This is a genomic window from Leclercia barmai (assembly GCF_049312895.1).
GTDB lineage: Bacteria > Pseudomonadota > Gammaproteobacteria > Enterobacterales > Enterobacteriaceae > Enterobacter > Enterobacter barmai.
The window spans coordinates 22718-36267 of record NZ_JBMNWZ010000002.1; the positions used below are offsets into that span (position 1 = coordinate 22718).

The 13550-nt window shown below is 54.4% G+C and carries 11 protein-coding genes and 1 pseudogene; 1 reads left to right on the top strand and 11 read right to left on the bottom strand.

The features are described from left to right. Window positions 1-9 precede the first annotated feature (9 nt). Window positions 10-1020, top strand: a complete 1011-nt coding sequence (locus tag ACOYA6_RS08435) for a LacI family DNA-binding transcriptional regulator (protein WP_422654527.1) — start codon at window positions 10-12, stop codon at window positions 1018-1020. A 33-nt stretch (window positions 1021-1053) separates the two neighbouring features. On the opposite strand, the gene ACOYA6_RS08440 is transcribed toward ACOYA6_RS08435, so the two are convergent. The 11 genes and pseudogenes from ACOYA6_RS08440 to ACOYA6_RS08490 all read right to left on the bottom strand — a co-directional run bounded on the left by ACOYA6_RS08440 (window position 1054) and on the right by ACOYA6_RS08490 (window position 13547). Next, window positions 1054-1965, bottom strand: a complete 912-nt coding sequence (locus ACOYA6_RS08440) for an OmpG family monomeric porin (protein WP_422654528.1) — start codon at window positions 1963-1965, stop codon at window positions 1054-1056. Between the two features lie 66 nt (window positions 1966-2031). Next, complete coding sequence (locus ACOYA6_RS08445) at window positions 2032-3114, bottom strand: ABC transporter ATP-binding protein (protein WP_422654529.1); 1083 nt, start codon at window positions 3112-3114, stop codon at window positions 2032-2034. Window positions 3115-3116: 2 nt separating this feature from the next. After that, window positions 3117-3794, bottom strand: a complete 678-nt coding sequence (gene pgmB / locus ACOYA6_RS08450) for a beta-phosphoglucomutase (RefSeq protein ID WP_422654530.1) — start codon at window positions 3792-3794, stop codon at window positions 3117-3119. Continuing rightward, window positions 3784-6063: a glycoside hydrolase family 65 protein gene (locus tag ACOYA6_RS08455; protein WP_422654531.1), complete on the bottom strand. Its 2280-nt coding sequence runs from the start codon at window positions 6061-6063 to the stop codon at window positions 3784-3786. Before ACOYA6_RS08455 ends, pgmB begins: the two co-directional genes overlap by 11 nt. After that, window positions 6057-7115: a D-glucoside 3-dehydrogenase gene (locus ACOYA6_RS08460; protein ID WP_422654532.1), complete on the bottom strand. Its 1059-nt coding sequence runs from the start codon at window positions 7113-7115 to the stop codon at window positions 6057-6059. The genes ACOYA6_RS08455 and ACOYA6_RS08460 overlap by 7 nt, the downstream gene beginning before the upstream one ends. Before the next feature lie 11 nt (window positions 7116-7126). Then, window positions 7127-7713: pseudogene (locus ACOYA6_RS08465) on the bottom strand (sugar phosphate isomerase/epimerase family protein). Between the two features lie 17 nt (window positions 7714-7730). Next, a complete protein-coding gene (locus tag ACOYA6_RS08470) occupies window positions 7731-8783 on the bottom strand; it encodes a D-guloside 3-dehydrogenase (protein WP_422654533.1) in 1053 nt (350 codons plus the stop codon). Between the two features lie 28 nt (window positions 8784-8811). Beyond that, on the bottom strand, window positions 8812-9654 hold the full coding sequence (locus ACOYA6_RS08475) for a carbohydrate ABC transporter permease (protein ID WP_032611132.1): 843 nt from the start codon (window positions 9652-9654) through the stop codon (window positions 8812-8814). Next, the gene (locus ACOYA6_RS08480) at window positions 9641-10522 is read right to left on the bottom strand and encodes a carbohydrate ABC transporter permease (RefSeq protein ID WP_250584003.1); all 882 of its coding nucleotides are present in this window, start codon (window positions 10520-10522) and stop codon (window positions 9641-9643) included. The genes ACOYA6_RS08475 and ACOYA6_RS08480 overlap by 14 nt, the downstream gene beginning before the upstream one ends. Before the next feature lie 20 nt (window positions 10523-10542). Continuing rightward, window positions 10543-11835: an ABC transporter substrate-binding protein gene (locus tag ACOYA6_RS08485; RefSeq protein ID WP_422654534.1), complete on the bottom strand. Its 1293-nt coding sequence runs from the start codon at window positions 11833-11835 to the stop codon at window positions 10543-10545. Between the two features lie 14 nt (window positions 11836-11849). Then, window positions 11850-13547, bottom strand: coding sequence for a sugar phosphorylase (locus ACOYA6_RS08490; protein ID WP_422654535.1), 1698 nt, complete (start codon window positions 13545-13547; stop codon window positions 11850-11852). Between the last annotated feature and the right edge of the window lie 3 nt (window positions 13548-13550).

The following is a 13550-nucleotide window of genomic DNA, read 5'->3' on the forward strand; positions in this document are numbered from 1 at the left end:
GTAAGGTGTATGTCACCCACCATTTATGATATTGCGCGAGTTGCTGGCGTTTCAAAATCAACCGTGTCCAGAGTTCTGAATAAGCAAACCAATATTTCACCCGAAGCCCGCGAGAAGGTGCTCAAGGCGATTGCAGAATTAAATTATGAACCCAATAAACTCGCCCGCGCCCTGACCTCTTCCGGCTTCGATGCCATTATGGTTATTTCAACCCGTTCCACCAAAACTACCGCTGGCAATCCTTTTTTCTCTGATGTGCTTCATGTCATTACCGCAAAAGCGGAGCAGGAAGGTTTTGACGTTATTTTGCAGACATCAAAAAGCAGTGAAGACGATCTGCTGAAATGTGAAAACAAAATAAAACAGAAAATGATTAAAGGGATCATCATGCTGAGTTCACCGGCAAATGAGTCCTTTTTTTCCAGACTGGATGCTTATGGTATTCCGGTGGTGGTTATCGGTAAAGTGGAAGGCGACTATCAGAATATCTACTCCGTAGATACCGATAATTATCATGACAGCGCCACGCTGACGGAGACATTTATTAAACAAGGTTATCGTGATATTGCCTGCCTGCATGCCCCTCTCGATTATCACGTCTCTATTGACCGTCTTGCAGGATATAAAGCCACTCTCGAAAAACATCAGGTCGCTATTAAGCCTGAATGGGTGATCGACGGCGGTTATACCCACGAAAGCGCGCTCGCGGCGGCTATTCTGCTGTTGTCTTCGGCCCCCCCGCCGAATGCGGTATTTGCCACCGACAGCATGAAGCTACTCAGCCTCTATCGCGCAGCGGATGCGTTAAATATTAAGATCCCCGAGCAGCTTGCGGTGGCGGGTTACAGCGACCCCATGCTGTCGCTCATTTTGACCCCTGCACCTGGCGGCTTTGATATCCCGACGCGCAAACTGGGTGAAGAGAGTTGTGACCTTCTGTTCAGGCGTATCGCAGGCCAGCCCGCGCCGCATAAGGTGCTCGTGGACACCCATTTTTCCTGGGCTGAGTCACTGCGCTAACACCAGGGGCGATCGCCCCTGGTGTATAACCTGTCAGAATGCGTAGTTCACGCCAATCCCGGCGTAGTGGAAGCGATCGCTCTCACCTTCATCATGGTGTTCCCATTCATACGCGTATTCCAGCGTCATGGATAAACCATTGCTGAAATCATAGGCATAGAGCAGCCCCAGTCGATTAAAGTCGTGCCCCTCACGATCGGGATCGTCCTGCCAGTCCCAGTTTGACCAGCGATCCAGCCCCAGACGGGTATAAGGCGTCAGGGTAGTGCTGCCTAACGAAATCGGCAAATAGGCGCGAATTTCCTGAGTGGAAAATTCGCCATTATTACGCGAACCATCCATATTAAAACCACGCTCTAAATAGTAGTTAACTCTGGCAGAAATCGTTTCATTGAGAGTCCAGGTAAAGCCAGTTTCTGTTTCGACACGGCTGTCAGAATAACCGGTTTTCTCCAGATCGTTGGCAAATTGATACATGGCAAACCAGCCGCTAAAACGCCAGCCGTCGGTTAATTTTAGATCCCAGTCAGGCTGAATTTTGTAGCGCTGCATATTGGCAGTGCCATCTTTCGCGCCATGCTCATCTTTGAAATGATAACTGTAATTACGGAAGCCGCCGGTCAGGCCGAGAACAAAATCATCGGTCCCCATAACGCGATAGCGTAATTCAACCTCAGGTCGATCGAAATAGCTGCCGCGGGTCATGCTGCTATAATCGACCGGCCCTTCCTGATACATCGCCAGTGAAATTGTCCAGGCATCCCATGTGGCATTAAACCACACGGAGGGCTCATATAATCCATCTTTATCGTCGCCCTGACCTTCGACGTTTTCAATTTCATACATTGCGCCGATATTAAAATCCCAGTGTTTTGTTTCTGTTGCCTGTGCGCAGCTAACCCCTGCGCACAGTACAAGCGCAGCACTTCTCAATAGAGTACTCATTAATATATTCCCTATATAATTAACAAACAAAAAACCGGGAATGGATATTCCCGGCAAACGCTTTTATTATCGGATTGCCACTTCCGTTTCTGCGTCGAAGAAATGGCACTTATTCATATCGAACCGGATGCCGATATTATCCCCTGCGGCATAGTCATTTGCGGCACCCGCCCGGACCACCAGTTCATGCCCGCCTACGCTGGCGTAGAGCATAAATTCTGCACCTGTCAGCTCCGCGACGCTGACCCTGGCGGCAATGCTTTCGCCCTCACCCTGTGGCGTGAAAATATCTTCCGGACGGATGCCGAACACCACGGCTTTACGCTGGTAGCCCTGGCTATTCAGCGCCGCGAGTTTCTCTTCCGGGATCGCCAGACGCAGGGTTTCGGTGACAAAGTAACGATCGTCTATCGCACCGCGGATAAAGTTCATTGCCGGAGAGCCGATGAAGCCCGCCACAAACATATTTGCTGGCTCGTTATAAACCTGTTTCGGCGCCCCCACCTGCTGAATGATGCCGTCTTTGAGGATCACAATCCGGGTCGCCATAGTCATGGCTTCCGTCTGATCGTGGGTGACGTAGATCATGGTGGTGTTGAGCTTCTGGTGCAGCTTGCTGATTTCAGCGCGCATCTGCACGCGGAGCTTGGCGTCAAGATTCGAGAGCGGTTCATCCATCAGGAAGACACCGGCTTCGCGCACAATCGCCCGGCCCAACGCCACGCGCTGGCGCTGGCCGCCGGAGAGGGCGCCCGGTTTGCGCTTGAGGTAATCGCGCAGGCCCAGGATTTGCGCCGCCCAGTTAACCCGCTCTTCGATGACCGCTGGCGCAATTTTTTGCATCTTCAGGCCAAAGGCCATGTTGTCGTAGACCGTCATGTGCGGATAGAGCGCATAGTTCTGGAATACCATGGCGATATCCCGGGATTTGGCCGGGACATCATTCATGCAGACACCGTCAATCACCAGCTCACCGGCACTGATCTCCTCCAGCCCGGCAATCATACGCAGGGTCGTTGATTTTCCACACCCGGAGGGACCGACGAAGACAATAAACTCTTTGTCCTCTATCTCGAGGTTGAAATCTTTCACCACGTGGACATGGTTATCATAGATTTTCTGAATATGTTTCAGGGACAGTTGAGCCATTGTTAGTTCCTTATCAATACCGTCCGGGAGGCCCAGAAATCGGTCAGACATTTCCAGGTCAATTCCCGCGTTGAACGAAGTTGTAGCCCCGCATGCTCCAGCCCGGGCCCAATCCCCACCGATAACATGCCCGCCGCGTTGATTGCCGCTACGCCAGCTGCGGCATCTTCAACGCCGATAGCCTCCTGAGGACGCACCTTCAGCCCCGCGCAGGCCACGAGGAAGATCTCCGGGTCCGGTTTGGAACGGGCAATGCGGGAAGCATCGGCGCAAAAATCAAACGCCTGTCGTATCCCCAGCGCCTGCAGGATCCCCGGGGCATTAAGGGATACGGAGGCCAGCCCAATCAGAACGTTCGCCGCGCGGATCTCGGCCAGCACCTCGCGGATGCCCGGCAACAGTGACTCACGGGTCAGCGAAGCCAGCGACCGGACGTAGAGATCGTTTTTCTTACTCGCCAGCGCCAGGCGCTGCGGGTGGTCAAACGCCTGCTCTTTCCCACCGTGTCGCAGGATCCGCACCAGGGAGTCCATGCGGCTTATCCCCTTAAGCTCCCCGTTGAAGGTCTCGTCGATGGTGATGCCAGCCTCCTGCGCCACTTCACGCCAGGCCAGAAAATGAAGATGGGCGGTATCGGTGATCACCCCATCCAGATCGAAAACAACAGCCTTAAGCATCATGTCCACCCTCCGTGGTAGCGGTCCCAGTAACGGGCGTCATAAAGTCCTTGTAAGACCATACCTGCCGCCCCGAGGCGTTAAGGTTTTTTCCCCACAGGGTTAACGTGACGGGTGCCGTGGTGTCGATCGTTAAGAGATCGTCCTCAAAGGTGACGCACAGCCTTGCGTTGCGCCAGCGCAGCGGGAAAGTGAGCCTGCGCCAGTGGGCAGGCAATTTCGGCGCAAGGTGTAACTCCCCTTCCACCACCTGCAGGCCGGCAAAACCCTGAATGACCCCGGACCAGATAGCGCCTGTTGCGGCAGCATGGATCCCCTCATCGCTGCTGTGCGGATCGTCGCCCAGATCGATGGCAACGCCGTCACGCCAGAAGGCGTACGCCCGCTCGGTATCGCCACAACGTGCAAAAACAATCCCGTGAATGGCCTTGCTCAATGAAGAGTCGTGGATAGTGCGTGGCTCGTAGAACGCCAGATTGGCGACACATTGCTGGGGCGTAAAGCGTTCCGGCAGCAGGTAGTTGAGCATCACCACATCCGCCTGCTTGAGGATCTGCATCTCGTTCACTTCTGCACGCGAGTAATCCAGCAGGATGGTCTGTTTACCGGCTTTCGCTTTATAGCGACTAAGGTCGATAGCCGGTTTCGCCATGAAAGTATCATCCTGAGGCAGCACACCCTCAGCATTTGCCTCCGGCAACCATAAACGCGTCAGAAAGCGATTAGCGTTTACCGTAAAGCGCGCGTCCTCACGGCCGAACATCGTCATGAACCGGCGGGCGCTGGCGACATTATGCCAGGCGAGATAGTTGGTATAGGCGTTGTTATTGACGTGCTCCGTGTATTCATCCGGGCCAATCACATCATGAATTTCCAGACGCCCGTTGGCTTCTGTGGCGCGCCCCATCCAGAACGATGCGGTCTCCATCAGCAGCGTCAGCCCTTCACTGAGCATGAAGTCGTCATCGTGCGTTGCCTGCCAGTAAGCGACAACGGCCCAGGCGATATCCGCCACGATGTGGTGCTCAGCCAGCGCGGAGGCCACCTTCTGGCGTATCCCGGTGCGGATGTTGATTGCCGCGAACTCCGGCGTCTCTTCCTGGCCGCTTGCGGCACTCTCCCACGGGAACAGCGCACCCGGCCAGCCGTTACGACGGGCTTTTTCCCGCGCTCCCGGCAGGTTTAACCAGCGATAGCGCAGCAGGCTGCGGGCAACCTGCGGACGGGTAAAGAGATGGAACGGCAGCAGGAATATTTCGGTATCCCAGAAGACGTGCCCTTTATACCCTTCGCCGGTGAGCCCTTTGGCGGCGATACTGCTTCGCTCGTCATGGGCAGGCGTCATGGCGGTGAGATGCCAGACGGCATAGTCCAGCGCCCTCTGATCCCACTCCTGCGTCGAAGCCACCTCCACCCGGCTGTCGCGCCACACTTTCTCCCAGGCGCTGGCTGAACGCGCCAGCAGTGTAGCGTATCCCTGTGACGCGCAGGCCTGGAGATCGGCCAGAGCATTACGGGCGAAAGTCTCCGTAGACAGCGCCCTGTCGCGTCGGTGAGTCACCCACACCAGTTTCTCCAGAGTGACAGTTTCCCCCGGCGAGGCGGTCAACGCATGATGCGCGGTGATGCGGCGATTTTTGGCGGTAAAGCAGCTGTCGCTGTCGTTTGAGAGACGACAACAGGCTGAGATCGCCACCTCAGCGGTGCGATCCTGGGTTTCATACACCCCCTGCAGGTAGTGCTGATCAAATACCCTGACCGAGATCTCATCCAGATGCTGCCTGCCGCTGTTGGTCTGGGTCGCATCGATGCCGGTTTTTAAAACAATCTGCGAGGACGCGTCCAGCGGGGTGATCGACAGTTGCATCGCCACCAGCGGTAGTGCATCCAGTGACACAAAGCGACGGCTTTCCAGACGATAGCGCCTGCCTTCAGGTGAGCGCCAGATCAGGCTGCGATGCAGTTCGCCGTTAGCGAAGGCCAGCTCGCGCTGCCAGCTCAGGATTTCCCCGGACAGCAGGGTAAAATTCTCGCAATCCAGCTCAACATCAATGCCGGTAATATCCGGAAGATTAACCAGCTCGCAGGTCTCGTTACGCCCCGCGCGATGATACAGACCCGCAAGATACATCCCCCGGGTTTGCTGAGTGTATTCTTCTTCATGAGTGGCGCGAATGCCCATATAGCCGTTACCGCAGGCCATGATGGACGCGTATTTATTCAGGCTGTGTGGACAAAACGCCGGATCGGTTAAGAGAGACAGGTTCAGCATAACGTCACGCTTTCCCCTTTTTCCGCCGCTTCATACAGCGCAGCGACTAACTGCTGGATAACCAGCCCCTGCTCGGCATCGGCGATCATCACCGGCTCTCCCATCACGTGACGGACAAAGGCTTCCATGCTGCGTAAATGGCGCCGATCGTCAGCCTCTTCACGCTGGCTCAGGATATGTAAAACCCCCGCCTCGTCGTTATAAATGTGTGCCGGGAACAGCGTTGCTCCGGCTTTCTCACCGCAGAATGAGACATTCATGATCGACTGCTCGCGGATATTGAGCGCAAACGACGTGTCCAGACGCAGCACGCCGCCATTGCAGAACTCAATGGTGCCAAACAGGGCATCCTCCACGGTGAACTGCGAGGGATCCCACTCACCGAACTGGCCGCTGTTTTTACGGTTCCCCAGCTTCTGGAAACTGTGCGCCGTCACCCGTTTGACTGCCGGGAAACCCAGCACATACATGGCGGCATCAAGCATATGGATGCCGATATCGATCAGCGGCCCACCGCCCTGTAGCGATTTGTTGGTAAAAACGCCCCACCCCGGCACACCGCAGCGGCGCAGCGCCTGCGCCGTGGTGAAGTAAATTTCACCGAATGTCCCGTTCAGCACTGCCTCACGCAGCAGCTGCGTGTCGAGCGCAAAACGGTGGTGGAAATCATATGCCAGCACTTTTCCCGCTTTGCGCGATGCGATGCGCATCCGATCGGCCTGTTGCGGCGTCATGGCGGGCGGTTTTTCACACATCACATGGCATCCGGCCTCCAGCGCCGCCATAGCGTGTTCAAAGTGGAAGCGGTTAGGTGAACAGACGCTCACCACATCGGGTTTGACCTCCCGCAGCATCTCGTGCACGTCCTGCCATGCCGAAGGGATAGCATGTCGCTGTGCAAACGCCTGAGCCTGTTCGAGGCGGCTGTCCATGACAGCCACCATCTGAACATCACTGCGGGTGGCGTAATACGAGGCATGCACTTTGTCTGCAACCTGCCCGGCGCCAATAATGGCGACGCGCAGAGGCAAAGGTGTTGAAGCACTCATCACGCTGCTCATCCTTAGCATTCACGCAAATAATTGAGTGAGTCCTGATAAGCCCGGGCAGGATCGTCGGCACGCACACGGCATTCATAGACCACGTAACCCTGATAGTTGTCAGCGCGTAACTGATCGAACAGGGTGGCAAAGTCCAGGCTGCCGCTGCCCGGCTGATAACGATGGTTATCGGCAATGTGCACGTGGCCCAGCAGATCCCGGTTCTGGTGCAGGGCATCCGTTATCGCGTCTTCTTCAATGTTCATATGATAAAAATCGCCGATGATCTCAACGTGTTTGAGGGCGTTCTCTTCGATATAGCGACGCGCGTCGGCCAGGGTGTTGATCATGTGATCCTGGTAGCGGTTCAGCGGCTCCAGATAGACGGTGGTCCCGGTGCGTGCCGCCACCTCATCCAGCCGTCGTAGCCGCCGCAGGCGGTGGTCACAGGTAAGCCGGTGGCCTTGATGGCCGCTTTAACTTCATCGAGATTGTCCACTAGCAGCTTGCCGTCGATCTCATAGCCATCAAACCCCATGCCTTTGATGTACTGGAATTTTTCAAGAATGGTGGCCGGGAAAAAGGCCTGGTTTTGCGTTGCGATTTTCATTAACTGCTCTCCTTAGCTTAGAAAGTGACGCCCATTTTGATGCTCAGTTCCGGGTGACGATCGACATACTGCATGTAGCTCTCCGCGCTGGTCGTGAACGTCACCACCGGGTCGATCAGATCCTCGCAGTTGAGATAACCGTTCATCAGCAGTTCCCAGCAGGTCTCTTCGATACGCTTGCGGTCCCAGCGCGGATAATCCGGATTTGGCTCGCTGCATGCGCGGGAGAAAACGATCTTCGCATTATTGAAATGGGCTTCACGTCCTAAGTTGAACCCTTCTGCAAAGGGCTTCGCGAAGGCGACATAGGAGATCGTTCCACCGTAGGCCAGGCCACGCAGCGCAGATTGCAGCGCATCGGCAAAGCCGCTGGTTTCAATAATCACGTCGGCCCCCTGCTTGCCGGTCAGTCTTTTGATCTCCAGACCGACATCGGCACCCAGCGGATTCAGGCAGTAATCCGCCCCGTGACGGCGGGCGATATCGCAGCGGTGGGCGATAGGATCGACCCCGATGACCACGGAAGCCCCGGCTTTTTTTGCCAGCTGGACGGCAATCTGGCCGATCGCGCCCAGACCGACCACCACCACGTAATCCCCTACCCGCACGTTGGCATCGCGAACGCCACTCATGGCGAACTGCGCCGGGTCATAGCAGACGGCATTTTTCCACGAGGCGCCCTGCGGCATTTTGCGCAGCTTGTAGTTGTTGACGGCATTGACGATCACCGTCTCCTGCAATGGCCCGTAGCAGCAGACGCTGTCGCCGATATGGTACGCCGTCACATCAGCACCGCATTCGACGATCTCGCCCACAATCATATTGCCCAACTGGAACTTGCCGAATTCGATCCCGCGGGCCGCGCCCTCTTCACGCGGGGTAAACATCTGCCACTCCGCGTTGAACTCTTCATCAATAAAGGGGCTTGCCGCGCGAAAATCCACCACTTCGGTGCCGTGTTTCGGGGCACCAAAGCGGGCGCGAATTTTTACTTCGTGTGCCGCAACCGGACGATCTTCATACTCCACCAGCGCTGCCACACGAGGCGCTGTCGCTACTAACTTTTTCATGACCTACTCCTTGATTAACCTGGCCGCCTCAGCCCTTAACGCCACCGGCGGTCAAACCACTTTTAATAAAACGTTCAGACAGCGCATACATGATCACCACCGGCAGTGCCGTCACCAGCGAGGCCGCCATCATCCGCCCCCAGATGTAATCCGGGGTGCTGAAGAGCGTGTTCAGCCCAACCGGCAGGGTGAAGTTGCTGGCGCTGGAGAGGAAAATGGAGGCAAACAGATAGTCGTTCCACGCCACCATGAAGCAGTAGACAAAGACCGAGACCAGCCCCGAAATGGCCAGCGGCACGGTGATGCGAAAGATGATTTGCAGCCGGTTGAGGCCATCCATCATCGCGGCTTCTTCTATCTCGTCCGGAATGGTGTCGAAATAGCTGCGCAGCATGAATACCGCCGTCGGCAACGTCTGGGTCACCATGGTAATGATCAGTGCCAGTTCGGTGTCATAGATGCCTAACGCGGTGATAATTTTGAACAGCGGCACCACCAGCAAAATGCCGGAGAACATATAGACGGTGTAAAAGCTCGCATTGATGGTCGCCCGGCCTTTGAAACGCAGTTTGGACAGGGCGTACGCGCCAAGCGTGCCGAGGAAAACGGCAATAACCGACGAGGTGAGCGACACCACCATGCTGTTGCGGAAGTAATCCACAAACGGGAAGATCAGCGGATTAAAGATGTCGACATAATGCTGCAGCGTCCACGCCTGCGGCAGAATGGTCGGGTGCAGCGATATCGCCTCCTTCGCGCTTTTGAATGAGGTCATCAGCATCACGAAGAACGGGAACAGCGTGATAATCAAAAACACCGCCAGCCCCAGATAAAAACCAATACGGCCCAGTACGCGTTTATTTGTTGCCATTGAGGTTTACCCTTTTTCTGGTCAGCAGAATGACGGCGAAGATGATCACAAACAGCACCACAGAAATAGCGGCGGCTTTCCCGAGGTCGTTGAAGGCAAAGGCGGTTTTGTAGAGATAAACGCCCAGAATATCGACCTTGGTGGTCAGCAGATACACATCCGCAAACATGTAGAACATCCAGATGGTTCGCAGGGTGATGACCGTGGCCAGCACCGGCATAATCGCCGGCAGCGTGACGATGCGAAACCTCTGCCAGGCGTTGGCTCCGTCCATCTCTGCCGCTTCGTACAACGACTTATCGATGGTCTGCAAAATCGCCAGGAACGAGATAAAGGCGTACGGGAAATAGCGCCAGATGGCGAACAGCACCACCAGCACAAAACTGCTGCCCGGGTTGTCGAACCACAGCGGGGCCTGGTCATAGAGATGCAGCAGATCCACCCCCAGGTAGTTCACAATGCCGTAGCCGTTGTTGAACATGTATTTCCAGGCAAACACCAGTGAAATCGACGGCGTCACGTAGGAGAGGATCACCAGTGAACGCGCCGTTTTGCGCAGGCGAAACTCCCGGTTAAAGAAGATGGCGACGGCCAGCCCTAACCCGGTACTGCCCATCACCACCAGCGCCGTATACCAGAAGGTCATCCATAACGAGTGCCAGAAGGCCGGGTCACTCAGGATGCGGATGTAGTTATCCAGCCCGACAAACACGGCGCTCACCCGCGGATTTAACGGCAAGCGTAAAAAACTGATTTCAATGTTGGAAATCATTGGCCAGGCCACCAGGCCCCCCAGCAAAATCAGGCTGGGGGCCAACAGCAGCATGGCGAAAGGCATATCTGAACGACCAGAAAACAACGTCTTCATAATTCCCTTCCGCAGCGCGCCTATCGTTGTGAAATCAGGTCAGTCAGTCGCTTCTGACTGTTGCTTAACGTTGCGTTGAGGTCCTGTTGCCCCACCGTCACGTTATGCACCATAGAGCTGATGATGCCGGACCCCGTTACGTCGCCCATGCGGGTGAAGTTCTTGTCGCCCACCGCGCCAAACACCTGCACATTCGGGAACTGCGAGATCAGTTCGTAAGGCAACTGGCCAAAAGCTTTAATCACCTCGTTGTTTTTCCAGGTATCGGTACCGACCACCAGCTTATTCACCGGCAGCGCGGCGCCCGGAGACATCATCACCCAGTCCGTGGCGTTTTGAGCCTGCTCCATCCAGATGACAAACTTCTCTGCCGCTTTGGTCTCTTCTTCGGCCTGTCCGGTGGTGATGGTCAGCGACGTGACCATGCCGTAGACGGCGGAAGACTTTTCTGTCGGCACGACAAACCCAAGGTTGGCGGGATCTCCATCTTTGTAGACCGCCGGAAGGATATAGGTGGAGTAAACGGCCATCGGCGCAGAGCCGTTCATAAAGGCGTCCTTGATCTCCATAACGTCGTTCGAGCCCGGCATGGTTGTGGCTGCCAGACGTTTATAAAACGCCAGCGCGTTGGCCATTTCCGGTGTATCGATTTCGACATCGCCTTTAGCATTAAACACGTTTGCACCACCCGAAAGGGCAAACTGCGAGAACGCTTGCTCCGTCATGACGCTTTCCGCGGTGGGCAGGGCGATGCCGTAATGTTTTTTGGCCGGATCGTTAAGCTTCTGGCTGGCTTTCAGCAACTCTTCCCAGTTATGTGGCTCCTCAATGCCCGCAGCCGCGAGGACATCTTTGTGATACCAGACGCCGGACAGCCAGGCGCTGATGGGCACCCCTGTCCAGGCTTCGCCGTCTTCCGTGCGCACCACCCGCAGGATGCCGTCGTAGAAAGTGTTTTCGCCTACGGCTTTAATGGCTTCGCCGATCGCCACGCGATCCAGCAACTGCTCCTTGTCCATGACCTTGGCGTAATCATGGCTGACTTCGATCACTTCAGGCAGCGCGCCGGTACGAGCCAGGGTAATCACCTTGGTGTTGTAGGCATCCTCTTCCACCGGGACCTGTTTCACCCTGATGGATGGATTCTCTTTTTCGAATTTCTCAATCAGTTTGGTGATAACTGCCTGACGCTCCTGTTCCACCGACGAGTGCATAAACTCGATGGTGACCGACGTTTTTTTATCTTCCTTGCAGCCTGTTAACAGGGCGCACGAAACCAGTGCTGATATCAGCACAATCCTGGGCATTTTCATTTTTAAGGTCCTTTTTAGTTTTCTTTAATCCACATGACCTGCCATGGATTAAGGGTCAAAGTAGTACCGTTAATAGCGTTTCCGGCGATCAATTCCCTGCCGGTATTAATATCTGTATAAAGGTTTTGATATTGATTGCTGAAGTTAAACAAGGCCGTAATGCGCTCGCCGTTCGTTGCGGTGCGAATAATCTTAAAAATATGCTCACCGACGGTTTCAAACATTGCTTCACTGTCCGGATGGAATGCTTTTTCCGCCCGGCGCAGCGCGATTAACTCGCTTAATTTATGATATATACCATGTCGGATATTATTATGATCAACGAGCTCGCCGTCGATTTCCCCGGCAACGTATTTTCTGCGGTTAATCGCCCTGTTATATCCCAGACGCTCAACTCCGCCATAATCATTACGTGAACCAAGAATACTCTGAATATAGATTGCCGGAACGCCAGGGAAACTTAATAGCACAGCGTGCGCCAGTATAAATCGGGCTATGCGTTGATGATTGTCACTCTCCTTATGGCTTAGCGCATCGAGATAAGTGACATTTATTTCATACGGGCTTCGCGTGCCATCAGGATTATTTTTCCAGTTAACCAATGCACCTTCATTCTGGAGTAGTTCTACCAGAGAGAGAATTTCGGTCTCAGGTAAGATACCGCGTAGCGGATTGAGACCTATGCCGTCGTGCGACGCCAAAAAGTTGAACCAGGTAGTTTGCTGCGAAGGCAGCTTCAGCGATGCAGCCCACTCGCAAAGAGCCCGGACATCCTGACGATGAACGGCATGCAGGACAAGCGGAGGTAATGAGAACTGATACACCATCTGCGCTTCATTTTCGCCATCACCAAAGTAAGAGATGTTGTCTTTGTGCGGTACGTTGGTCTCGGTGATCAGCACCGTGCCCGGCGCCACCCTGTCAGAAATGGCGCGGAAAAGCTGGATAAGACGGTGGGTATTCTCAAGATGAATGCAGCTTGTGCCTGGTATCTTCCACATAAACCCGACAGCATCCAGACGGATATAGCTCGCCCCTTCAACAAGGTAATGAAGCAGCACATCCACCATTGCGATCAGCACCTGAGGCGAGGCGAAATTGAGATCGACCTGGTCCTCGCTGAAGGTGGTCCACAGGTGTCGGACGGTTCCGTCATGGAGGGTGAAAGGCGTCAACAGCGGCAATGCCCGGGGGCGCGTGACAGCCGACAGGTCGGTTTCAGGATCGACTGAAATAAAGAAATCTTCATAGCCAGGCGTTTGATTAAGATAATTTGCAAACCACTGACTTTTTGCCGACATATGGTTGCACACGAAATCAAACATTAAATTAGTTGACTGCTTTAATTCAGCAATATCATTCCATGTTCCAGTTTCAAGGGCGACGGCGTGATAATCAATCACGGAAAAACCATCGTCAGAAGACCAGGGATAAAAAGGCAGAAGATGGACATGAGAAAAGGAACGAGCCAGCCACTCATTATAAAATTGGGTAAATACCGGCAGTGCTCCCTTCCCTTTCGCAGTGAACTGATCGGCATAGGTAATCAGGACAACATCTTTTTCATCCCAACCCGTTTTACGCTTTTCAGTAATTACAGAGCAAGCTTTTTCGATTTTCTCAAACAGCACAGCCAGGTGCGCTTCAGAAAAAGAACCCCCGTAAACCAAACTGATTAAATCGTTAATTTTAGTGTTCACATTGTTTTCCATGGT

Excerpts from the sequence above, each read along its gene's own strand:
- ACOYA6_RS08435 (WP_422654527.1), top strand. The coding sequence starts at position 10 with ATGTCACCCACCATTTATGATATTGCGCGAGTTGCTGGCGTTTCAAAA.
- ACOYA6_RS08440 (WP_422654528.1), bottom strand. The coding sequence starts at position 1,965 with ATGAGTACTCTATTGAGAAGTGCTGCGCTTGTACTGTGCGCAGGGGTT.
- ACOYA6_RS08445 (WP_422654529.1), bottom strand. The coding sequence starts at position 3,114 with ATGGCTCAACTGTCCCTGAAACATATTCAGAAAATCTATGATAACCAT.
- pgmB (WP_422654530.1), bottom strand. The coding sequence starts at position 3,794 with ATGATGCTTAAGGCTGTTGTTTTCGATCTGGATGGGGTGATCACCGAT.
- ACOYA6_RS08455 (WP_422654531.1), bottom strand. The coding sequence starts at position 6,063 with ATGCTGAACCTGTCTCTCTTAACCGATCCGGCGTTTTGTCCACACAGC.
- ACOYA6_RS08470 (WP_422654533.1), bottom strand. The coding sequence starts at position 8,783 with ATGAAAAAGTTAGTAGCGACAGCGCCTCGTGTGGCAGCGCTGGTGGAG.
- ACOYA6_RS08475 (WP_032611132.1), bottom strand. The coding sequence starts at position 9,654 with ATGGCAACAAATAAACGCGTACTGGGCCGTATTGGTTTTTATCTGGGG.
- ACOYA6_RS08480 (WP_250584003.1), bottom strand. The coding sequence starts at position 10,522 with ATGAAGACGTTGTTTTCTGGTCGTTCAGATATGCCTTTCGCCATGCTG.
- ACOYA6_RS08485 (WP_422654534.1), bottom strand. The coding sequence starts at position 11,835 with ATGAAAATGCCCAGGATTGTGCTGATATCAGCACTGGTTTCGTGCGCC.
- ACOYA6_RS08490 (WP_422654535.1), bottom strand. The coding sequence starts at position 13,547 with ATGGAAAACAATGTGAACACTAAAATTAACGATTTAATCAGTTTGGTT.